Annotated in this window: 24 protein-coding genes; 3 read left to right on the top strand and 21 right to left on the bottom strand. The window is 40.7% G+C overall.

All coding sequences use genetic code 11. From position 1 onward, the window contains the following. Positions 1-53 precede the first annotated feature (53 nt). The 7 genes from L4C38_RS04600 to L4C38_RS04630 all read right to left on the bottom strand — a co-directional run bounded on the left by L4C38_RS04600 (position 54) and on the right by L4C38_RS04630 (position 4,963). The gene (locus L4C38_RS04600) at positions 54-425 is read right to left on the bottom strand and encodes a VOC family protein (RefSeq protein WP_428796357.1); all 372 of its coding nucleotides are present in this window, start codon (positions 423-425) and stop codon (positions 54-56) included. 10 nt (positions 426-435) lie between these two features. Continuing rightward, positions 436-1,302: a DMT family transporter gene (locus L4C38_RS04605; protein ID WP_428796358.1), complete on the bottom strand. Its 867-nt coding sequence runs from the start codon at positions 1,300-1,302 to the stop codon at positions 436-438. A gap of 71 nt (positions 1,303-1,373) precedes the next feature. Beyond that, on the bottom strand, positions 1,374-2,165 hold the full coding sequence (locus L4C38_RS04610) for a PhzF family phenazine biosynthesis protein (RefSeq protein WP_428796359.1): 792 nt from the start codon (positions 2,163-2,165) through the stop codon (positions 1,374-1,376). An 81-nt stretch (positions 2,166-2,246) separates the two neighbouring features. Then, entirely contained in the window at positions 2,247-2,939 is a 693-nt protein-coding gene (locus tag L4C38_RS04615) for an aspartate/glutamate racemase family protein (RefSeq protein WP_428796360.1), read from the bottom strand. A gap of 19 nt (positions 2,940-2,958) precedes the next feature. Beyond that, positions 2,959-3,711, bottom strand: coding sequence for a carbon-nitrogen hydrolase family protein (locus L4C38_RS04620; protein WP_428796361.1), 753 nt, complete (start codon positions 3,709-3,711; stop codon positions 2,959-2,961). A gap of 36 nt (positions 3,712-3,747) precedes the next feature. Continuing rightward, positions 3,748-4,497 carry a metallophosphoesterase family protein gene (locus L4C38_RS04625; protein WP_428796362.1) on the bottom strand — a complete coding sequence of 250 codons (750 nt, stop codon included), beginning with the start codon at positions 4,495-4,497 and terminating at the stop codon, positions 3,748-3,750. A gap of 73 nt (positions 4,498-4,570) precedes the next feature. Next, positions 4,571-4,963 (bottom strand): hypothetical protein, encoded by a 393-nt coding sequence (locus L4C38_RS04630; RefSeq protein ID WP_428796363.1) that lies wholly within the window; start codon positions 4,961-4,963, stop codon positions 4,571-4,573. A gap of 320 nt (positions 4,964-5,283) precedes the next feature. On the opposite strand from L4C38_RS04630, the gene L4C38_RS04635 reads away from it, so the two are divergent. Both L4C38_RS04635 and L4C38_RS04640 read left to right on the top strand, forming a co-directional pair. Next, positions 5,284-5,760 carry a putative pterin-binding protein gene (locus tag L4C38_RS04635; protein WP_428796364.1) on the top strand — a complete coding sequence of 159 codons (477 nt, stop codon included), beginning with the start codon at positions 5,284-5,286 and terminating at the stop codon, positions 5,758-5,760. Then, positions 5,750-6,862, top strand: a complete 1,113-nt coding sequence (locus L4C38_RS04640; RefSeq protein ID WP_428796365.1) for a GGDEF domain-containing protein — start codon at positions 5,750-5,752, stop codon at positions 6,860-6,862. Before L4C38_RS04635 ends, L4C38_RS04640 begins: the two co-directional genes overlap by 11 nt. Here L4C38_RS04640 and L4C38_RS04645 read toward each other — a convergent pair. Together L4C38_RS04645 and L4C38_RS04650 are read right to left on the bottom strand one after the other, a co-directional pair. Beyond that, complete coding sequence (locus L4C38_RS04645; RefSeq protein WP_428796366.1) at positions 6,859-7,296, bottom strand: arsenate reductase/protein-tyrosine-phosphatase family protein; 438 nt, start codon at positions 7,294-7,296, stop codon at positions 6,859-6,861. The two genes, L4C38_RS04640 and L4C38_RS04645, sit on opposite strands and share 4 nt — an antisense overlap. Then, on the bottom strand, positions 7,289-8,695 hold the full coding sequence (locus tag L4C38_RS04650; protein ID WP_428796367.1) for an O-antigen ligase family protein: 1,407 nt from the start codon (positions 8,693-8,695) through the stop codon (positions 7,289-7,291). The genes L4C38_RS04645 and L4C38_RS04650 overlap by 8 nt, the downstream gene beginning before the upstream one ends. Before the next feature lie 190 nt (positions 8,696-8,885). On the opposite strand from L4C38_RS04650, the gene L4C38_RS04655 reads away from it, so the two are divergent. Further along, the gene (locus tag L4C38_RS04655) at positions 8,886-9,854 is read left to right on the top strand and encodes a porin (protein WP_428796368.1); all 969 of its coding nucleotides are present in this window, start codon (positions 8,886-8,888) and stop codon (positions 9,852-9,854) included. A gap of 228 nt (positions 9,855-10,082) precedes the next feature. Here the strand turns inward: L4C38_RS04655 and L4C38_RS04660 are convergent, their stop codons facing one another. From L4C38_RS04660 to pstB, 12 genes are all read right to left on the bottom strand, one after another. Beyond that, on the bottom strand, positions 10,083-10,523 hold the full coding sequence (locus tag L4C38_RS04660) for a hypothetical protein (RefSeq protein ID WP_428796369.1): 441 nt from the start codon (positions 10,521-10,523) through the stop codon (positions 10,083-10,085). Positions 10,524-10,737: 214 nt separating this feature from the next. Continuing rightward, positions 10,738-11,397 (bottom strand): hypothetical protein, encoded by a 660-nt coding sequence (locus L4C38_RS04665; protein ID WP_428796370.1) that lies wholly within the window; start codon positions 11,395-11,397, stop codon positions 10,738-10,740. After that, positions 11,387-12,664 (bottom strand): hypothetical protein, encoded by a 1,278-nt coding sequence (locus L4C38_RS04670; RefSeq protein ID WP_428796371.1) that lies wholly within the window; start codon positions 12,662-12,664, stop codon positions 11,387-11,389. Before L4C38_RS04670 ends, L4C38_RS04665 begins: the two co-directional genes overlap by 11 nt. Positions 12,665-12,674: 10 nt before the next feature. Beyond that, positions 12,675-13,757, bottom strand: a complete 1,083-nt coding sequence (locus L4C38_RS04675; protein ID WP_428796372.1) for a glycosyltransferase family 4 protein — start codon at positions 13,755-13,757, stop codon at positions 12,675-12,677. 2 nt (positions 13,758-13,759) lie between these two features. Next, on the bottom strand, positions 13,760-14,716 hold the full coding sequence (locus L4C38_RS04680) for a glycosyltransferase (protein ID WP_428796373.1): 957 nt from the start codon (positions 14,714-14,716) through the stop codon (positions 13,760-13,762). Next, positions 14,713-15,774, bottom strand: coding sequence for a glycosyltransferase (locus L4C38_RS04685; RefSeq protein WP_428796374.1), 1,062 nt, complete (start codon positions 15,772-15,774; stop codon positions 14,713-14,715). The genes L4C38_RS04680 and L4C38_RS04685 overlap by 4 nt, the downstream gene beginning before the upstream one ends. A gap of 9 nt (positions 15,775-15,783) precedes the next feature. Further along, positions 15,784-16,950 carry a nucleotide sugar dehydrogenase gene (locus L4C38_RS04690; protein WP_428796375.1) on the bottom strand — a complete coding sequence of 389 codons (1,167 nt, stop codon included), beginning with the start codon at positions 16,948-16,950 and terminating at the stop codon, positions 15,784-15,786. Between the two features lie 78 nt (positions 16,951-17,028). Beyond that, positions 17,029-17,928, bottom strand: coding sequence for a glycosyltransferase family 2 protein (locus L4C38_RS04695; RefSeq protein WP_428796376.1), 900 nt, complete (start codon positions 17,926-17,928; stop codon positions 17,029-17,031). A gap of 16 nt (positions 17,929-17,944) precedes the next feature. After that, the gene (locus L4C38_RS04700; protein ID WP_428796377.1) at positions 17,945-20,146 is read right to left on the bottom strand and encodes a GumC family protein; all 2,202 of its coding nucleotides are present in this window, start codon (positions 20,144-20,146) and stop codon (positions 17,945-17,947) included. 45 nt (positions 20,147-20,191) lie between these two features. Continuing rightward, on the bottom strand, positions 20,192-20,776 hold the full coding sequence (locus L4C38_RS04705; protein WP_428796378.1) for a polysaccharide biosynthesis/export family protein: 585 nt from the start codon (positions 20,774-20,776) through the stop codon (positions 20,192-20,194). A gap of 26 nt (positions 20,777-20,802) precedes the next feature. Beyond that, the gene (locus L4C38_RS04710) at positions 20,803-22,203 is read right to left on the bottom strand and encodes an undecaprenyl-phosphate glucose phosphotransferase (protein WP_428796379.1); all 1,401 of its coding nucleotides are present in this window, start codon (positions 22,201-22,203) and stop codon (positions 20,803-20,805) included. A 725-nt stretch (positions 22,204-22,928) separates the two neighbouring features. Then, positions 22,929-23,678: a phosphate ABC transporter ATP-binding protein PstB gene (gene pstB, locus L4C38_RS04715; RefSeq protein ID WP_428796380.1), complete on the bottom strand. Its 750-nt coding sequence runs from the start codon at positions 23,676-23,678 to the stop codon at positions 22,929-22,931. Positions 23,679-23,699: the final 21 nt, after the last annotated feature.

Genomic DNA, 23,699 nt, shown 5'->3' on the forward strand with positions numbered 1-23,699 from the left:
ATCGGATAAAAAGTAACCGCATGACATAACATTGCTTAACCATAACTTCAATGCTAGCCCATAAATACGGCTTCGAGTTTATTGCCATCTTTATCACGGATATAGGCAGCATAATAACCCTCGCCATATTCTGGTCTCATTCCTGGCTTCCCCTCACAGGTACCACCAAGTGCTAATGCTTTAGTGTGAAAATCAGCGACTGCTTTTTGACTTGCAGCATTAAAGGCAACATGTGTACCATTTCCTGCCGAAGAACGCTTTTCACACGGACAACCTATCCAAAATTCAAAACGCTCACCATAAGCTGAAGCGATGTTTTCAATGGTATGGCTGCGATGGATATCTAACGCGCCCAGTACATCATCATAAAATTTAGTCGCTGCTACAACATCACTAACACCCAATGAAATATGGTTTAAAATCATTACTACTTCCTTAAACTTTGCTATCTGATTCATTTTGACTGCATTTGGATTGAATCTTGCCACTTTTTCGACGATATAAGTTAACTACATTACCAAATAGCATTAGTAACGCGCCTAAAAATAGAGCTGGTTCAATTTTTTCTGCATAGAATAGCGCCCCAACGATGGCGATCGCTGGCAGGCGTAAAAAATCCATAGTAACCACCACCGCGGCATCGGAATATTTCATCGCATGTGACAAGCAGTAATGTGCTGTAAGGGCACTAACACTAACGACGAGAAGCCAAAACCACTGCCTCAAATCAGGTGTTTGCCACTCATAAAAAGCAAAACACAATGTGATAGGGAACTGGATCGCACACATATAAAATAAGATAGTCACAGGGTTTTCTGTTGTTGCTAACGCGCGAGTACCTATGTAAGCAAAGCTGTAAAAAATTGCAGCCAGAAGAATAACCATCACACCAGCATCAACTTGCTTGAAACCCGGTTGAACAATAATCATCACACCAGCAAATCCAAAGAAGATCGCAACTAACTTACGTAAAGAAAGTGACTCTCGCAGTAACAAAAATGCCAGCAATGCCGTCCAAAAAGGCACCGTAAACTCCAGCGCGAATACTTCCGCCAATGGCAGCATACCAATCGCAACAAACCAACCATACTGCCCTGCTAAATGGGTAATATTTCGTAAACCGTGCCAGCCTAACCGCTTGGTTGTAAACCACTGCCAGTTGTTACTCAGCGTGATAATCGACACAATAATCATTAAGCTAATGGCACTACGAATGAACAAAATTTGAAAGGTATTAATTTCTCCACTCAACTCTTTTGCTGCGATTGCCATAAAACAAAAAGACGATAGAGCACCCATCATCCAACACACTGATTTGTAGATAATGATCTCCTTGTATACCCAAGTGACCTCAAGATCCTTGGGTATATCAATTACAGATATATCGTGCCGCGTAGATAAATCACAGCAAAACCTGAAACCAACACTCGCTCACCTTTTATTCGGCAATAAAGCATTCCACCACGAGTTGACGCTTGAAATGCTATCAATTCTTGCTTAACCAGTTTCTGTGACCAATAAGGAACAAGACCAGCATGAATCGATCCCGTTACCGGATCTTCATCTCCACCATTTGCCGGCCAAAAATAGCGGGAAACAAAATCATATTGCGTGCCCGGAGCAGTCACAACTACATCATATGGCGCGAGTTGTTGCAGTTGAGAGGCGTCATAAATTACTTGCTGCACATCTTGTTCAGATTCATACACCGCAAAGTAAGCTTGGCGATTCTTCAATACTTCGATTGGTGTAATCGATAAGCCATCTAATAACGCAGCGGGGATCGATTCAACGGCGGTAGGAGCGTGGTTGGGAAAGCTCATTTCAATACGACCATCATCCTTGCAGTTCACATATAATGACCCAACACTCTGAGTGAGAAACTCAATTTCACCTTCACTCTCATACAAGTTATATAGTACATACGAAGAGGCAAGCGTGGCATGCCCACAGAAATCGATTTCAGTTAACGGGGAGAACCAACGAATCAAGTATTGATTCAGCGACTCTTGCTTGATAAATGCGGTTTCAGACAGGTTATTTTCTAGCGCAATTTTTTGCATTAGATCTACATCAATCCACTCATCCAATATTACAACTGCGGCTGAATTCCCTTTAAATTGCTGATTGGTGAATGCATCAACAATGTAGATTGGTAACTCCATGACTTTCATCCCTGTAAATCGTGACTCATTGGAGGAATAACAACGCGATACCTCCCTCCTCTTTGGGCAACCAGTGGATATCTAGTTTAGTGCCCATTTAATGGCGGCATCAGCATGAATTTGCGTTGTGTCATACAGCGCAGCTTTGGTATGTTGCGGTTCCACTAACAAAGCAATTTCAGTACAACCTAAAATGACTGCTTGCGCTCCCTGCTCGATTAACGCGTCAATAATGGCAACATATTGGCTTCTTGATGAATCTTTAACGATGCCATTGCACAACTCTTGGTAAATAACATCATGTACGATCGTCCTTTGTTCTACGTTTGGTGTTACCACTTCAATACCAAAATTGTCAGTTAAACGCTGTTTGTAAAAGTCCTGCTCCATGGTGAATCGCGTACCAAGCAAACCGACCTTAGTAATACCATCAGCAACTAACACCTCTGCTGTAGCATCAGCGATATGTAAAATGGGCTTAGATATGCACTGTTCAATCTGTGGTACCACTTTATGCATGGTATTTGTACAAATCAAAATGAAGTCCGCCCCACCCGCTTCAACCGATTGAGCTGCGCGAGTAAGAATATTGGCGGTTTCTTCCCATTTACCTTGATGCTGAAGCTGTTCAATCTCGTGAAAATCGACGCTATACAAACAAATTTTGGCAGAATACAACCCACCTAGTTTTGATTTTATTCCTAGGTTCAATGCCTTGTAATAGCTAGCCGTCGACTCCCAGCTCATACCACCAATAAGACCGATCGTTTTCATTATTTATTCCTCATCGACATCATAAAAGATGTACTTTTCCTACTATATGATTGCCCGTAATTTCAACGACAGCCAAACTGGCTTGATCATTTTCAACTTCAAACGCGACGCTTCCATCGATATTCCAAACCGCGCTTTTGCCTGCAGTTTGCCAACCACCAGTTGGGCTAATGTGGTTTGAAAGCAAAACTGGTAAGCGACAAGTTGCCGCAATGTTGGAGAGGATATCAGCATCAGCACCGTACCCTGAGGGGGAGACCAATGCACTCGCTAGGTAGACATCTGCCTCATCTTCTACGGCATCATGGCTATGTTGAGGATTAGAAAAATCTGAACAAATCGCTAATGCCAATTTGTAACCTTTGAGTCTCAAGTAATGGTTATGTTGACCTGCTGAGCAATACTGCTCTTCACCACTATGTAAATACTGTTTAGCGTAAAATCCTAGCTCACCTGTTGGGTTGCAAATTACAGAACTAATCGTGGGTTTTTCAGTGCCATTTTCCAACGGGCAACCAGCGATTACTGAAATTTGATTCGCCACAGCTTGCTCTGAAAGCACTCTTAAGATGCCATGCTTGGTATTGAATGCAAGCTCACCGACTCGATCTAAAACATAACCACTAAGGGACAGTTCAGGAAAGACAACTAGGTCTGCTCCATACTCAGCTGCCTGTTTAATTGCGTGTAAATGCTGTTGCAAGTTTGCTTCAATATCACCATCCACTATTGGAATTTGTGCCAAAGCAATTGATAGGTTATTTGAGTTCATAATCATCCTTAATACAACATTGGTTATCTAACTAAATTACCTACCACGTCCAGTGGTAAGAAAGTGTACCCAGTCCTCTCTTTTCCTTAATGCCGCCTGTTCAGTTGCTGCAGCAACATCATAGGCAACCTTGTGAAAACTGACATTCCACTGGCATTGATCAGATTCGGTTAACATGGCGTAGCTCGCTAGAGAGCTATAGGTTTGCATGGAGTGTAAATGTGGCTCGTCATCCGTATACGCTGGCATACCTACGCTACCTGGATTAATGATCAACTGCCCAGTAGAAAGTTCAACGCAACGAGGAATATGGGTATGACCACATAAAATAACGGCAGTATCATTACCTGACAGCAAGTTAACAATCTCTTCATCACTACGAAGTTGCGGGTCCCCTTGCAGAGTGTCCTCCAACAAGTAAACTAAATCATCTTTCGGGGTTCCATGGCAAGCGTAAATTTGATCGGTAATTTGCTTATCAAATGGCAATTTCTTCATCCACTCAATTGGCTCATCGCCCAGATCATTCAATATAAATTGCATTGTAGGGTTGGACGTAATTTGAGGAGGAGTTGCTTGAAAGATCTGCCTGTCTTGATTGCCGCAAATGGTCACAGCATCTAGCGATTGAAGAAATTCGTACGTGGCTTTGGGAGCAATTGGACCATAAAGAATGTCACCCAGATTAATAAATTGGGTCACACCTTGTGCGTGCGCATGCTTAACCACCGCGGTAAGCGCAAATACATTACTGTGTATATCTGAAAGTATGGCGTACTTTTGCATTTTCCTCATTCCTTGAGTTAATACTATACCGCCAATATAACAGTAAAAACAAATGAGAAACAATACGTTAAAATCATCTAGTTACTTTAAATAGTCTAAATTGACTAGATTTAGGCGGCGCTCTTGGTATTGCAAGTTCAAACCGAGCGCTTAGAGCCAAAAAAGCGTATTCGGCGTCTCTCACAATGGACGTTCGCGTAAAGTATAGTGTTGGAGATGTGGAAAAATGATGGAAGTTAGAAAAATGAGTAAAAGGACAAGGCTTGCTATGTTGGGTAGCTGGCTGGTCCTGTTCGACTTGCACATACTCAAACCCATTGATGGTGCATAGCCGAGCCCAAACACCAGCATTTGGACCATGCGCATTAATCACCGGCATCAACGTCACTACCAACCAGCTCAGTGCACTGGCAAGTAACATTTTCTGCTGAAAAACACTACTGTGTTTTGGTGTGGGTGATTGCATCTTTGCCCTCTTATCTAGAAGAACAAATATATAACCAACCTGAAACACATTCAGATAAAGTGTTTAAAATTCACTCATAGATCATATAATTGTGTTAATTTAATCACTCAATAGCCAATTATGCCTATTGGTTCTTAAGTAACATCATAAACAGACCATTACACTAGGTGACAGTGTCACCAAAAATCACAACTCGAGCAAATCAGTTTTCCCTTATAGTCCTTTTAATGAGCGCTATTGATAAAAATATTTTTATTTGCATTGCTCTACACATATAATAATAACAGTCTCATTCAACTCGCATTGCCGAAGGATTCGATATGCGCAACTTGGTCGTCTTGCTTATTTTGTTCTTCAACTGTTCAGTTTTTGCATCACCGTTGAAGATCCATCTTGCCGACGGATCAACTATTGAGACAAATATGGTGAGTTTACTCGAAGAGTTTCCAACCACTAGCTTTGCAACTCGCTTACCTTGGTTCCCCAATCAACGGTCTTTTACGGGTATCCCAGTAGAGAAGCTGATCGAGCGATATGGTGATGCCACCACGTTTGCGGTAACTTTTTTAGCTTTAAATGATTATGCAGCCACTAGCACAATTGAAGATATTCAAATGTTCGCGCCAATAATTGCCATAAAAATGAATGGCGAGCCAATGCGAATTCGACATAAAGGACCTTATTGGTTAATTTTCAATTTAAATAAGTACCCTGAAATAGACAACATTAACTACCATTCTCAAATGGTGTGGCAAATAGACGAGATAATTTTGCACAGTAGGAATGATGACGAATAGTAATATAAACCGATCTTTTGTCCGTTTTTTCACTCGTTCTAAGGCACTCCTGATTGTCTTATCTATCCTATTGATCGTCGCCAATTTTTATGTATTGTCTGAAACAAGAAAACTTACCCGCTCTTTTTCAGAACAACAAAATCAAGCGACTTGGTTTTTGTTTCAACTGACTAAAGAGTTCTCTTCTCTTGTCGCAATTGCTCCACTCGCTCTAACCAATTCAAAATACAAACAAAATACTGAGCTATCCTATGAGCTTACGTGGAGTCGTTTTGATCTGCTAATCAATGCCGGAGAAGCAGATAATTTAATGCAGTTAGAAGGGACGCGAGAGTTTTTTAGCCAACTTTTTGCTCGCTATACGCAATTAGAGCCATTGGTTTTTGATTTAAAAGACGATCACCATATCTCAAATCTAACCACGCAGCTCTCTGCCATATACAAAGATATGCTCGGTTACGTAAATCATAACTTTCGCATAAAAAATCCGATTTACCAGAAACAAATGAAACAGGCGATGCTGCTTGCTCACACCCAAGTAGCATTAATGCTACTGCTCTTTTTATGTGCTGCTTTAGTGGCGTACGTTTTACACCATGAGTCAAAAACCAACAAACAACTCGCGATGACCGATGCATTAACCCGCATTCCAAATCGCTTGGCAATGACACACGATGTCCAACAGCACATAGAGCAAAATAACACTTTCACTCTATGTCTATTAGATTTGAATGGATTCAAACAAATTAATGACCAATATGGTCATCTGGCTGGTGATAAAGCATTGCAGATATTGGCCCAACGGTTCGCTGACTATAGTGACAGCTCCTTATTTTCCTCATATCGAATTGGCGGGGATGAATTCGCGCTTGTATTACTACAGCAACCAAGTGATCAAATGGAGCATGCATTGAACTGTGCGCTAGATTGTTTTGCAGAAGAAATCGAAGTGGTTGATGGCATTTTCTATGCTTTATCCGCCAGTGTCGGTTTAGCCAGCTTTCCAAGCCAAGCTAGCTGCTACAGTGACCTGATTAAAATTGCCGATAAAAACATGTATCAGATGAAATTTGCTACACGTACTCATACTCGCCAAACTTAAATTTTTTTACTCCAAGATTCGCAAGCAGATTTAATCTGAGTCACTGCCGCTTGATAATGAAGCTCTGTACATCGAAAAGGATCCTTGATGCTCCCTTCCCCCCACTGCCCAAGAAGAAACGTTTTACCTCGCGAACGAAGGCATACTTCACTTACTTTGTTAATCTGCTCTGGTTCCATGACCAATATTATGTCGCTCCATACACAATCTTCTTGAGTTAATTGCTTAGCCGAGTGCGAAGTCAAATCTAAACCTAATTGCTCGGCCAATGATTGAATAGTTTGATCGGCAGCAAACCCAACCATCTCACTCTTTTTTGTAAGTATACCCGCAGATCGAACCTCACTTTCCGGAACCAAGTGGGTGAGCAACGAAGCGGCGAAAGGTGAACGGCAGATATTGCCACTGCAAACGATGAGGATACGATTAAACATGCTTTACGTCCTTGTAACGACGAGGTGATACAACCGAATAACTGGCTCCAATGAGCACTAGAACAGTCAAAAATGTCACTGTATTCGCTGGGGATTGTAAATTGAAATCGACCCATATATGCATAAGCATCGCGCACAGTGCCATCAAACAACCAAACGCAGCCCCTTTACATGTTTGGCTATTACGATTGATCATAACCCAAATAGAAAGTCCAAACGCCCACAGAAGAGTGCTTCCGAGCATTATTGTCGCAGGTAATCCCGCTTCCGTGACAAACTGGATATATTCATTGTGAGCATGGTCATAGTAGCCGATGGCGTGTTGAGTGTAGCTAGGAAAAACAACATAAAAACTACCTAACCCAATCCCTGTAAGTAAATAATCCTTTATCATCGGAATGCTCCACGTAATGACCAAATGGCGGCTATCTTGATCTATATAAGAATCTGCCACACGCTGCTGGAGTTTATCCAAACCAAATAGTGACCCCATTATTACGATATCTACTACCAATATACTCACAAGAAACCAAGTCAAATTGGATGGTCGATTGCGATAAAAAATGAGAGCAACAAATCCAACAACAAGAGTTGCAGCCAAAAACGCACCATTGCCCATTCTAGAACGCGTCATAACCAACGCAATGACAATAATAACAAGCGCCAAGCGAACGAGCATCCTCTGCGATGAAACTAACCGTAACCACTGTTGTATACGATCTTGCCAAGAGTTATAACTAGCTCGGCCACTTTGCATATCAGTGACTATCAACCCAATTCCTATGCACAGGCAAAGTAATAAATAGTTGGCAAGATGGTTCTTATAAACAAATGTCCCTGTTGCAATGCCTTCCTCTTGCAATCCGAAAAGAATCGACTGTTCTACACCGAGTAATACATTCAATACAGCATAGAAAGCTTGCAAAGTACCACCAACAACAATCGCTAACATGACCGTTCTAATCCGCTCACCATTATTTATTAATATCGCACTGCAGAGTACGAAAATAAAATAAAACACCCCTTTCAGCAGCGCGATATATGTCGTTCTAGGATCCAATGAAATATAACCGACATCCGCACCTGTGCGCTGATAAGCTATAGAAGCTGCGGGAGAAACCCATTCAAGCCATGATAGCGGCATTGGAATAATTTGGCATAAAATCCACAATTGAAATAACGCAATGGGAAACAATAACCAACCGAACTGTTTGATACTATCTAGCGCAAGTCTACTTCCATGCCTCATCAAGGAGATAACAAGCATGCATGCAGACAGACCTATCCAAATTTCTGCAATTGTCCAAGCCCATATACGATTTGAGCCCAATGGAATCGGTAGCCAAACTAATAACAATAAGTAACTGGCAAAACACATTCGTTCAAGTTTATTCGTCACAATTCCCTATCTCAGTCGTGAACATACAAAATCATTTTGAGTGTCAATATTCGACTCTAGTAAGTCAAAATATTACTCATACTAATTGACTATTTTCTCAAACAAGAGACAAACTCAAGTTGTTATTTATATTATATTTTTTGATTGCTTTGAGTGATTTTTATCGACCACAATGAATTATGGATGAATCATGTATAAATATACGTTACCGCTGTCGGGTTTGATGTTGTTCAGTGCACCTTCAGTCAGCTACGAATTAATTGATAATGATCTTGCCTATCTGCACTTCTATGGGGATATAAAAGCCAGAGCGCTTATTCTTGACGAACAGGACAATGATTACACATTTGGTGATTCTAAAGTTGGTATCCTAGGTCTATATGCCATAACAGATTTGATTGCTTTAGCTGGCGGGTTAGAAACTCAAGTTAACTTCGATGCCGATGAAGATAAAGATGAAGACGATATATTCGTTTCTCAGTATTTTATTGGTCTATACGCAGAAGCAATTGGACGACTCACTTACGGTAAGCACAACACCTCTTCTGATGACTTAAATGGTGTCGACTACTCTGAGGCATTTGGCGGCGAAGCAAACCTAAACGCAGTTGGAGTAAAAGGCGATACAATTAAGTATGTATACGACAATGAACTCTTTGCACTTAACGCAACCTACGGCTTTGAAGATGGTAACCAAAAGCGAACGGTGAAAGAGCTGTTTGGTCAATATAACCTCGCAGATCTCGTGTTAACCGGCGGTATTGGCAAGACAGACACGAATACCCAAAACCATCAAACCGACGCGACTTATTTTCAAGTAACAGCTCGTATGGAAATGGGTGACACCAATCTAGGTCTAACCTATTACAACCAAGACCTAGACAATAATTTGCAACCAAGCCAATCCATCGACAAAAACGCCTTTGCATTGTCAGGGCAAATCGCATTTACACAAAGAACAACAGGCTACCTTGGTCATGAGGTTATTGAGCAAGATTCCAATTCATCAGCGTTAAACGGTACAAGAAATAATTCATACATTGGGCTTTCATTTGTACCGATAGAATATACAAAATTATTTACGGAAGTTAACTACGATACCCCGGTAAGTTCGCACGATGAACTCAATATAGCGTTAGGTGCCGTAATAGCTTGGTAAAACATCATGATTATACCCAAGTCGCCTCAAGATTCAGGATTCACATGCTTGAGTTTATTTGGGTATATACCCAAGAAACTTGAAGGTGCAGGTAGGCGGCAAGTAAGAAAGCCCCCTGAGCATAGGTGAACTATGTGATTGGGGCGCACGAACACAGCCAACACCGCTGCAGCTTCAAGTATGACGGGTATAAAAGAAGGTTTAATTAAACACAAACCTTCCTCTTTGTTAGTTAGCAGAGATAGGATCTTTTTTAGTTGGAACATTGGGAGTTGGCGCGGCAACGACACTCTGTATACCTGCCGCCGTAGCATCCGCAATAACGGTTGGGTCAATACCAGCTTCGATGGCTGCAATAGTAATATCCTGACTCGTCATCTCCAAACTACGTGCAATCTGCGCGATTAGGCTTATATGTTGAGGATAGTTAGCAAAAATTTGCGTCAATATATCCGTCAATTCTCCAGGCCTTAATTGAGTAGCCGTTGTAAGAAATAATGCTAAGTTATCCTCAATCGTATAATTTCCAAATTGCTCAACAAGAACAGTTGGTGAGGCAGTTAAATCATCAAACAACATATTTACTTGTTGTTGAGACATAACCTCAGCCCTGGCTAGGTTGGCCAAAGACAATACGGTTAATACACTGATAAATTTAATAATTTTCATTGTTACCCTAATCTCCTCAATGTCATCATATAAACCATAGCCATAAGAACAGCTTAGCCATCGTTTAAACCCAGCGTATACCCAAAACACCTGAAGATGCAGGTAGGCGGCAAGTAAGAAAATCCCCTGAGCATAGATGAACTATGTAATTGGGGCACACGAACACAGCCAAGACCACTGTAACTTCAAGTATGACGCGTATAGAAAAACCTCACTACTTACGGCAATAATAAGGCGTTAAACCATTAAACTTTAATAGTGAGCATGCTCGCCCACCCACTATCGGCTTTTTAAGTAAATCATCAAATTGCCATATTTTCATTGCATATTTTTCATGGTCCAACAAATATGAAATCGCTATTTTTTTATCTGCTACTGTTAATTCAGGCCAATTAGACAGATAAAAATTCAATGATTCCATTAACGTCAGTTTTTCAAAATTGCCTAGCCTTTGAGCCAACTTAAATTGTGCTAGAACATCATCAAAACTACCCCCTTCACGCCACATTTGATTCGCTCTGAAGATAACCACTTTGGAATCTAACGGTTTAAGCATTTGCTGAGATTCAAATTCAACTGATGATAAGTGATTGTAATGCTCAACAAGCGTTGGGTTCCCTTTTGCATTAAAAGCGAGCCAAGAGTAATAGAGTCCGTATGTTTCATGATCATTAAATGGAACCCAAACTAAAGGTAAAGGTTCCATTGCGCCTAAAAGATCCGGGACCATTTCGTTATTCGATAAAGGCTCAAACTCAACCAAGTGATTTTTGCGTGATTGACTAAGGTAATCATCCGCCCCTTTAAACACCGCCAGCACAGTGACAATTATAATAAGAAACAAAAGACTGGCTAAGCCGACTTTATGATACATGTATAGCCCCACCGCTCTCTAACTGTCGAGATCGCTCAATGTCAGCCTTAAGATTCTTTGACACGATAGAATAACGAAGCACTAAAAATCCAAGAGCGAATGGTGCAATGTAGCGCACCTCTATCGACATAAAGAAAGTCGTCGCCAAACTCAAAAACATCAAAATTGCGAAGTCATATGGCATACGATTCTTAATAAAAAACATCAGCAAACGACCAACGTACTTACAATAGAAATAGACGAAGAACACACCACCAAAAATGGTCCAATCAAAGAAAAATGACTTAGTAGAGACACTTTTTGTCTCACCGACAACCAAATATGCGGCAAATTCGGTGAAATTGAATAACCGTGGTGCTAAACCATCCATGAACTCCATTGCGACTGCGCCGTATTCATACATTGATGGCAAGTAGCCAAAAAATCCCCCGCCAATAGGATTATGGATCAGCGACATGATAGCAGTCATTACAGCAGTACCACGTGTCGCTATACTAGAATAGCGTTCGACATCATTAATAATGGAGTCACCCAAAAACAAATAGAGGAATATCGTACTAAAACCAACCAGAATGACTGACGCTAATAGTTTATGAAATAGATTAATGCGGTTAAAAATAACAAAGGTAACCAGTAAAGTGATAAAAAAGCTGATCAGCGTTCCTTTTGAAGTAATAAGAACAACGCTCGCAACTATTAATGGCGCCAACAATAAGAGATTAATTCGATATATAGCGGCAACCATTAATAATATCAACACATACTGAAAACCAAAAGTGCTGGCTTCCAATGTAAAACCTCTCATTCGATGCGGTGACATAGCAAAGTTATGATGAATAAATGAAGGACTGTTGATAAAACCACGAGCGACTAGATTGAGTGCAAATGACATAACAATAACTGTCGCCATTATCATTACACCCTGATAAACAAGCTTTTCATCGTGGCGCATCACGGTTAAAAACACGATAACGAGAGGAATGAATAGCAGAGCAAATCGTAAGCCACGGTCCAATAAAAACACTTTATTGTAGTCACTATAAAATAACGCTAGCAATACAAATGAATAAGCAAAAAATCCAAATAGCAGTTTTATCGTACCAAACTCAATCTTAGATAACTGTTTGTAAGAAAAAACAATCTGTAGCGCAATTAATGGGATAAGCGTAATACCAAGAGGTGCAGTAAACACACCGCCTATAGAGGCGAGTGCAGTATTCTCAAACGGAATCATAAAGCAGAATAATAGAAACAGTCCTCGTTGCACTCATTAACTCCTATCTAAGCTCTACGAAAGATTGGTAGTAGTTGCGATTCATTACATCTTCATGAAAATTCTTTTCAAAATGAGCAATACAGTCACTTCGCTCGATCTCTTGATACATCTTATCCTGCAATACGCGAGCAGTAAGTTCCGAAAGACTATCAGGTTTGGCTTGATCAAATATCCATCCTGTACTGTTCGTTACCATATCAGCTAGCGAGCCGGCGTTTGATGCAAGAACAGGCGTACCATTTCGAAAAGACTCGGCAACGATTAAACCAAAACCTTCCCACAACGAAGGAACCACCACGAAATCCGCTTGCTGAAAATAGCGATCTAAATCGGTATTTTCCACCCAACCTAGCTTGTTTATTGTCACTTTGTCTATCGATGCATTGAGTAAGTCCACGAGCTCTGGGCTATCATTTCTCACTGGCTCGCCTATTACATTGAGCTCTATCGGGTTGGGTAAGTGTGCTTGTTGCTTCAAAGCACACAAAAAACGGTCAAGCCCTTTTTGTTTGTCCAATCGACCTACAAATAGTATTCGTGTCACTCCATCTATATTGTCAACGAGATCTGAGACCAAGACACTCCCCTTCACACCATTCCAAACCAATGAAGCTTTAGTTGCTTTCAAACCGATCTGTAGCGCAGAACGATATTCATGTTGCGAGATACAATAGATTTGGTCGCAAAACACCGCCATGATTTTCTCAACAGCTACATAGATGGATTTGTAAACGCGCTCTTTCAGCGCCGAATCATAATGAATATCAAATGCCCAACCATGGCTACAATAGACTAATTTAACTCGGTGCCATTTAGCTAATGGCCATAAAAATGGGCGAAGTAGCCCTGCAAACGTGCTGTGCAAAAATAGGATTTGGTACTGTTTGACTTCCAACTTGAAATAGAGAGCCCAAAGCAACATCATGACATTGAAAGGACGAAAGCCTTTGTTACCTAGCTCCAATTTAGATCGGTTATATCCAATCGCTAAAAAGTGATTATCCACAAAATGAGAACGCGACAAAGATTCAAAATAGGTTTCGATGCCACCTTGTGTTGTTTCAGCTATATTCAAAACCTTCATATTCACCTCATGATACTTATTTTTCGTAAGGCATAATGATTGAATAAACCATCAAACTTAAATAACACCCGCAACGTGAATACAATCACCGAGTAACGACTCAATCTCGGAGTCGTTTTTCCAAACAAGAAGTGACTATTGCTAATTATTTTATCAAACACTTCTTTTTCGCTCGTCTTGTTTTTGACAAGAAACTTGAGCAAATTTATATAGCACGTGGACATAAATAAATTCACATCAGACTCAAATGCTTTCTTTTTCGCTTGATAGGATATTCTTTCAAACGCATCAATGTGGGTGGTATCTTTACTTTTCAGCGGGCTGTTAATTGCAGAACCTTGACGGAGAACATGGTTGTAAAGCGGTTTTCCACTAATAAAACACTGCTGAGCGATGGATAAATATTCGATAATAAACAATACATCTTCGCTGAAATGTAATGATTCATCGAAGCGCAGATTATGTTCAATTAGTAACCTGCGCGAAACCATCAGCCCACATACATGTATACGAATTTCCTTAGTCAAAAACTGCGAAAGAGCACAGTTGGAAGTCACTTTTTGTTCATGGTTTTCAACAGTCGTGATTTTAGTGTCTAAGATTTTTCGAAAAGAAAACAAAATTGAATCAATATCGACTTGCTTAACAAGAACATCATCAAGATAAGCGAATATACCCAATTCAAAGCTATCATCTGAGTCTAGAAATAAAATGTACTTGCCACTTGCTTGTTCCACACCACAATTTCGTGCACTAGAAACACCGCCATTCTCTTTTCGAACCAACTTTATTGCAGGCGAATCGATGGGATATCTTGCTGCTTGCTTGGAACCATCATCAACAAGTATCAATTCGATATCTTGCTGTTGCCTAGATGCTTGTTCAATTAGAAACCAATCAATAATTTTTTTGGCATAATCGAAAGTATTATAAATCGGCACAATGACTGAATATTTCATGCAATTGCCTCCTGCCAAAGTCGATTTACAACCGAGATTTCCGTCTCCTTTGCTTTGTCTAGGGAATTGGACGAAAGCTGGTTAAACAGGACATCGTTTTCACAGATTTCTACGATTCGATCTGCGAATAACGCGCAGTTCCCTACTTCAACTTTGTACCCGTTAACACCATCCTCCACGATCCAAGGTAGCGCATCAAACGTATTAAAAACAACAACAGGCAAACCTTGGCTCCTCGCTTCAATGAGCGTTTGACCAAAGCCTTCATAATGAGATGTCATAATAAAGAGGGCGTAGTCACGCAGTACAGAAGCGACATCATTGGTAGAGCCTTTAAAAGTGATCTTATCGTTATTAGCGATCAGTTCGCGTAGTCTATCCAACTCTTCGGAGGTCCCATCCCCATAGATATCTAAACTGTAAGCCTCCGGTAATCTTGCCAATACATCGACCATGCCAGTAAAGTTCTTCTGTCCTTCATCGATACGCGCAACCGTGACTAGTTTTTTACTTAACTTTGGCTGGTTTACTGCTGTTTCAATTTTGCATCCACGAGGAATAATCTTTACCTTGTGTTGAAACTTAGGAAAGAGTGCCAGCAATGCTTTTTTATCCTGCTCGGTATATACAGAAAACACGTCTATATATTGATGCAGAAACGACATCAACAGCTTTGAAAATGGCTTAAAATACACGTCAAACTTATTCGTTTGAACAAGTACAACTTTACTGTTTTCGCGCACCTTGCGTGGTAAATACAAAAGATCATTAGGATGAAACAAAACGACGACATCTTGCGAGGTAAGATTGAGTTCTTTGATACGATTCACTTGGTTAAGTTTAGTTTTATACTTACTCTGCTTACCGTAATGTAGATACTTAACATAACCAGATTCAGAATAGTGTTCTGTACTAGGTAAATGTTCAAACAGCTCATAGTTCTTACATTCAAATAGCTCTAAATTTTTGCATTCAAACAAACTATGCAAACTACGAATAAGAGTTTCGACTCCGCCCATCGTGGTCGACTTTTGTGGGTTTATCGTAACCAATTTCATATTCAAACCTTAATCACTACCAAATAAATCGCGGGTATATACTTTCTCAGTAACATCAGCTAGCTCTTCAACCATTCGGTTGCTCACAATCACGTCACTGATTTGCTTAAACGCGGCAAAATCATTTAGCACTTCTGAATTGTAAAAGGTCGGCTCTTGTAGCAGTGGTTCATAAACCACAACCTCAATCCCCTTGGCTTTAAGTCGTTTCATGATGCCTTGAATACTCGATGCGCGGAAATTATCTGAACCAGACTTCATGATAAGGCGGTAGATCCCAACAACTTTTGGCTGCCTTGCTATGATGGCATTGGCAACAAAATCTTTGCGTGTGGTATTGGCATCAACAATTGCTTGGATGATGTTGTTTGGAACATCTTGGTAATTTGCCAATAGCTGCTTGGTATCTTTAGGTAAGCAGTAACCACCATAGCCAAAGGAAGGATTGTTATAGTGCGAACCTATTCGAGGGTCTAGCCCTACCCCTTCGATGATTTGACGAGAACTCAAACCATGACTTTCTGCGTACGAATCTAACTCATTGAAATAGGCGACACGCATAGCTAAATATGTATTCGAAAACAACTTAACCGCTTCCGCTTCTGTCGAATTGGTAAACAATACCGAGATATTCTCTTTCTCTGCCCCTTCAACTAACAAACTTGCGAATGCTTTCCCTCTTGGGGAATCTTCACCAACGATAATGCGCGAAGGATGCAGGTTGTCATACAATGCTTTACCTTCACGGAGAAACTCTGGCGAGAAAATAATATTACTAAAGCCAATATCTTGCTTTACTCGCTCGGTGTAACCGACAGGAATGGTCGATTTAATCACGACGACACTTTGTGGCGAGTATTGCTTCACATCATGAATCACTGACTCAACAGAGCTGGTGTCAAAATAGTTGTTTACTGGGTCATAGTTGGTTGGTGTCGCGACAATGACAAAATCTGCGTTCTTATAGGCTAATTCTTTGTCTGTTGTCGCCAAAAGATTCAACCTCTTTTCAGCCAAAAACTGCTCTATTTCTTGGTCAGAAATAGGTGATTGACGACGATTGATCTTATCCACTTTCGACTCATCAATATCAAGCGCAACCACTTGATGATTCTGAGCAATTAAAACCGCATTTGAAAGACCTACGTAGCCAGTTCCAACGATTGTCACTCTCATAATTTTATCCATAAAATTAGTCATTTAAATATAATTCATTCGCGAAATGTATTGCGGAAACAATTCATCCGTTGTTACTTATTTACTTAAAAACCGCTCTCGAATTCGACTCGGTTTTTTTAAATAGAAATAGGTCCGACTGGGTAGCAAGGTTATTTTGCTTTGAAAAAGCAGTTTGAATACTTGGTTGTAGTCTTCCCAATTCATGACCTTGTGAAAATTTTTGATCATCTTGTAGAATGAATAAGACTCTGTCGGAATACCATTACTATGGATATACGCCACACGACGCATTTGTACATCAAACCTCGACCGGACAGCGGTTGAAGTGAAGGTTCCGGTAATGGTACCTTGCCCTTTCGTCACGCAATAAATTGCATCGAGATGAGAAGCAATGCTGTTTGATTTATAACCGGAAACCAAAGAAAACATCACGTCATTCCAAGCGATTACCTGATCAAAATAGAGACTTTTCCCTTTTATGAAGGAGGTTCGATAAACCTTGCTCCATGGGACAGCAAAATGAAAACGAATGTCCTCATTACCAGTCTCTATATGTTGCTTTACAAGGTTCGCCCAAGTTTCATGTCTATCGGTTGTCTCACCAGTCACTTCACACTGACTGATCGGTGCAAAGTATGTAATGTCATTTCCAGCCAACTTCCCATCAAGAATACTGAACGCATCTTGGGTAAAAAAATCATCCGCATCGGCGAAAATAGTATACTCAGAGTCCAAATGCTTTAACCCGACATTTCGGGCTGCTCCAGCACCCTTAACGCCGGAATCATTCGCGTAAATTGATAAGTTAAGCTGAGGGAATTCTTCCGAAAAATAACGGGTATCCGGCGTATCCTTGCTATTGTCATCAACAACAATGACCTGAATGTCACTTCGCTGTGGAATTGACGCTAGCAACCTCTCTAAACCCACTAAGCTGTTATAGTGCGGCACCACAATCGAGTATTTGAAGTTCATAGTTATCCTTGAGCTATTAAGCTTTTTGACCTTCAGTTTCGGCATCGAGGTTGTAGATATAGTCCCCATAGACATAATCTTGCTTACCCTTGCTTTCACTAATTTGGTTAAGTATCACCCCTTCAAATTGCACGTCGTGTGTCATGAATCGAGAAATGGTATTTCTGAGTGTCGTAATACGCGTACTTGACGCTTTCAATACCACGACAACTTTTCCGGTAATCTTGCTAACGATCATACTGTCGTTCACAACAAGCGCTGGCGGAGTATCAATCACAACTCTATCGAACCGCTCCTCTAATTGAGCAAGTAATGATGAGAAGCGATCTGAACTGAGTAGCTCTTGCGGATTTGGCGTTGGCATCCCCGCAGGCATAACCGTTAAGCCTGTTCTATCATCAACAAACAAACACTCCTCTAGATCAGTATTCATTAACAAATGATTGGTTAAGCCGGGCTTAAAACGCTTATGACCAAACCGCTCCGAAATAGCTGACTTACGCAGGTCACAGTCAATCAATAGGGTGTTTTCTACTCTAGAAAATGCCAATGCCAAATTAATGGAACACGTAGTCTTACCTTCGTTTGGTAATGACGAAGATAAGGTAATAAATTTATTCTCGCGATTGGTTAATGCCAATGCCGTCCTAGTCGAACGTACTGATTCATTGAAGTTAATATGCTTGTCGCTAAAAAACACATTACTGTCTAATGAGTCTTGCTTATCCCTGCGTATCTTAGGAATACCACCTAGCGGGACTAAACCCAGTTTTTCTTCACAATGCTTAACCGTGGTAATGGTGTTATTGAGTAACTCCAGCAACATAATTGCGGAAACTGCCACCAACAATGATGCGACCATAGCAAAGCCGACGATTAACTTTTTACGTGGTTTCGCCTGATATTGTGGCGCTATGGCTTGGTCGGTAAAGCGAGCATTGCGTGAATCAAAATCACTCGTAGCGGTCGTTTCTTTTTGACGGTTTAAGAATATATTAAGAACATTTCGATTGGTTTCTTCTTCACGAACCAATGCATCATATTGGCGCTTCTTGACCGTCAAACTTTGAAACTCTTGTTTTTTCTTCTCAAGCTCTCGCGAGATCAGTCGCTCTTGAGAGCGAGCCGTTTGTACCTCTTTACCGATACCACCTACTAGCTGACTAATTAACTGATTCAACTGTGATTGCAAGTTTCCAAGCTTTGCAGTCACCGCGATCATTTTTTCATGCTTAGGTCCATAAGTTTTTGACAGCTCACTCTGGTCTCTTTCTGCGTCAGCGAGAAGAGCACCTAAATTAATCACTTGCGGATGTTTGGAAATCGCTGGAACTGATGATGCATGATCAACTGAGAAAGAGTTTCCACTGTTCAATGTGCCATATGCTGACTCGAGTTGGATTCGTTTATCGGTGACCTCACTTAGGCGAAGGATTAAATCATTAATTACGGTACTGGCTTGCACGTCAATCCCACTGTCATCAACCAGTTTTTCTTTTGCTAGGAATTCAATCAGTGTGTTTTCCGATTTTTTAAGTTGCTCTTGCAACTGCTCCATACGCCCAGAGATCCAGCTGGATGCATGTTCAGTTGCATCTAAGCGTGCTTGCAAGCCTTCCATGATATATGCTTCACCAACGGCATTAGCGATATCCGCAGCGAGTTGAGGGTCGAGTGACTCAAACGTAATTCGGACTAATTGAGTTTTACGAATTGGGGCTATTGAAAGCTTCGAATGGAATCGGTCCAGTACCGCATAACGAGTTCTGGCAGATACTTTGTCTTCCGGTTCAGGGCGTGCTTTATCTTCCGAGCGAAACATGGGCAAAGCTTTCACACTGCCAAAGAAAGACCGTTTGGGTTCAATGTAAGGATTAAACTCCGGCAAGTTATCCAAAGCAAGTTTGTCTATCACGCGCTCAGCAATTGAACGAGACTTCAGTATTTCAAATTGAGTCAGGTAATACTCTTGCTGACTAGAGTCAATGCCAACAACTTCTTCAATAGATACGGCTTTGGTCGTATTTGACTCAATTAGTAACGTCGCAGTCGCTTGATAACTTGGCTTAATGGTGAGAGTAAACAACACCGCAATAGCAGTAACCAAGACCGTAAACAGTAGGATCTTCAACCCGTTGTTTTTTAACAAGACGACATACTTGCCAAAATCAACCGATTCCCCTTCCATTGTGTGCTTGTTTTCACTTAGTAACTTCATAGTCTTCCTATAAATCGACAAAAACTAACCATCTAGATTTAGCTACTACCAAAATGAAGCGACGACATAAATCGTGTCACCCGGTTGAATAACTTGATACAGCTCAGCTTCCGTTTTTGTATTTTTTTCAAACTCTTCAGAAAGCTGGTCAGCAGTCAAATTAGCGTACTTATTTTCATCACTCGATTTCGTTCTATAAGCACGAGCACTGCGTCGATATTTGCTCATTACTCCACCAGCCAACGAAATTGCTTTTTGTACTGTAAGACCTGGTTCGTACTCGTACCCACCAGGCTTATTCACCAAGCCATTGATATAAACATTACGGTATTGAACAATAGCGACGTTGACTTTCGGGTTAACTAAATAGTCCCCTTTCAGTCCCATCGATATCTCGTTTTGCACTTGACGCAAGGTCTTGCCACCCAACTTGATCACACCTAAGTAGGGATAATCAATCACTTCTCTGTTATCAATTTTTTGCTCAGCGATCGTTAGATTTTCTTCACCATAAACTTTTATACTGATCACATCTCCGGCAGCGAGCTTATATAACTCATCTATATTGGCGTGCGCGACACCAATATATAAACAACCAATTACAATGAATTTAAATATCCGAACAATCACGAGTTCACCTAATACTTTCATATATTTTAGTATGCTGAATTTCCGATAAATCCTTTAAAAATAGTTAGGAAAATTATTTTTAAATCGAAGAACAACGACCACTGGCGAATATAGTTAAGATCATACTCAACACGCTTTTCCATCTTATCTACAGTATCCGTTTCACCGCGATATCCGTTAATTTGCGCCCAGCCCGTAATACCTGGCTTTACCTTATGACGCAGCATGTATTTATTCACAATTTGACGATATTCTTCATTGTGCGAAACCGCATGAGGACGAGGACCAACAATAGACATTCGACCTTGTAATACATTGATAAACTGCGGCAATTCATCGAGAGAAGTTCTGCGAATGAATGCACCAAACGGTGTCACTCTTGGGTCGCCTTTTGTCGCTTGCTTTACGACGTCACCATTGTCCATTGAGCGCATTGACCGGAACTTCCACACCTTGATTTTCTTACCATCAATGCCATAGCGATCTTGCTTAAAAATAACCGGACCCGATGAAGACATCTTTACTCCAATCGCTACGGCAAAAAGTACTGGGCTTATCAAGAGCAAAATCAATGTCGATACGACAATATCTTCTAAGCGCTTAATAAAAGTCGACATGCCGTAGAATGGAGTATCGTGAATACTCAGGGTTGGAATGTTGCCAACATTTCTCCAGCGTGATTGTATCAAGTCATAGGTAAAGAAATCTGGAACGATATAAACCCGTGCTGTGCTATCGGAGAAATAATTGATTACTTGCTTAATTCGGTTAGACGCTTCCATAGGTAGCGCGACGTAGACATGGCGAAAATTACGCTCTTTTGCCATAGCTAATGCATCATTAATTGAACCACTAATTTGGATTGCGCTCTGCTCTTCAGAGAGTCGTTCTTCACTACGGTCATCAAAAATACCGACCAAGCGCATTCCATGTTCATGCTTTGATTCGATTTCTTTTGCTAAAGCAACGCCTGCAGGAGTAGCACCTATGATGATCGTTTTCTGTGTATAAGACTCAGCCCTCGCAGAAGAACGAATTTTCATCGTCAATAACCGGAAAAAAATAAGAGTCACTGGCGTCGCCACAAACCATATAGTTAAGGTGACACGGGAAAAGAGGTCTGTAATTTTGAAGCCAAACCCAATCACCAGCACAAACCCAATGGCACACAGCCACGACAGCAATATTGGAGCCAATGTTTGGCGTAGTGAGGAGGCAAACGAAGGGTTATACACGCCTAAAAGTTCAGCCAGCACACTAAAAGAAACCACTGCGATACTAGTGACTAGAATATAATAGATATTCCATGACCCAACATAGAGATATGATGTAATCACGATCGTCGCGATAATAATGGCAATATCAATTACACGATAGGCAATGATCTGTTCATCACCATGTCTTTTAATTATCCCGCTTTCTCTCATAACGCGCTTCCTTGGCTTTCACGTCACTCTAGCGACCCACAAAAAATTCAGGATCACTTACAGGAACGATAAAAATTGGCCATTAATTGACCGTCAACTGACGAAGCCATAGTTTGAATTTTTTCTGACAAAAAAAAACCATTATTATTTCTATAATTAGTGAGTTCCAAATAGTGAGAGTGCAAAATGCTTTAAATTTAAGACAAATCAATATCAGTTTTAAAATAAAGTACTGAAAAGGTATTTATGTGATATATATCACTTTGATAATATTATCTAAAAGTAAATTATTAGCATTTTTAGGCGAGGAGTCATTCTAATATCAAACTTAATAACCATGGCTTAAAAATATTTAACTAGACCATATCTATTACAAGTGACCATGTTTATTTTCCCAGTAGCTCTGTCACATTAGCATTCGGATAGGTTGGTATTTCTATATCCCCATGAATTCGTCATTGGTTAAATTGTGCCTTTGATAGCACTGATTTAGTTATATTCTATACAGAAATAAAAAAAGCCCCTCGTTTATTGAGGGGCAAAAGAACCATCGTTTATAGTTATAGTGTTGTATAGCCCAGTGACTTCAAGATGCAGAATTCAGCGTCTTGAGGTTATAAAGGTGCAGGTAGGCAGTCCCCTGAGCATAGGTGGACTATGTGATTGGGGCGCACGAACACAGCCAACACCGCTGCAACTTCAAGTATGACGGGTATAAGCATTAATTAGCCAAAGTCACCATTCACATACCCTTGCGTACGGTCATCACGCGGTGTACTAAAAATGACATCTGTCGCGTCATGTTCTACCAACTCCCCCATTAGAAAGAACGCGGTACGGTCTGAAATACGGCGCGCTTGCTGCATTGAGTGAGTAACAATAACAATGGTGTAGTTTTTCTTTAGTTCTTCCATTAACTCTTCAATTTTGTGCGTTGCGATCGGATCAAGAGCAGAGGTGGGTTCATCCATCAAAATGACATCTGGTTCCATTGCAATTGTACGGGCGATGCACAAACGTTGTTGCTGACCACCAGAAAGACCAAAAGCGTGTGATTTTAGACGATTTTTCACCTCATCCCAGAGTGCAGCACTGCGTAGCGAACGTTCAACGACCTCATTGATGTATTTCTTATCTTTAATACCTTGAGCACGAAGACCATACGCAACATTTTCAAAAATACTCATTGGGAATGGGTTCGCTTTTTGAAACACCATCCCTACTTTAATTCGTAAGTCTGCCACATCGATGTTGCCATAGATATCTTCCTCGTCCATGGTCAACTTACCTGTAATCTTCACGCCTTCAATTAAATCATTCATGCGATTCAAACAGCGTAACAGCGTCGATTTACCGCAACCTGAAGGACCAATTAACGCAGTGACCTGTCGCACAGGAATTGGTAGGTTAATCGCCTTCAACGCTTGGTTTTCGCCATAAAACAAATCTAAATTTTCGATGTTAAACTTATTCATAATGTCATCTCTTAATTCTTA

Origin of the sequence: Vibrio kasasachensis, from assembly GCF_050337565.1 — a bacterium.
In the GTDB taxonomy this organism is placed as follows: domain Bacteria; phylum Pseudomonadota; class Gammaproteobacteria; order Enterobacterales; family Vibrionaceae; genus Vibrio; species Vibrio kasasachensis.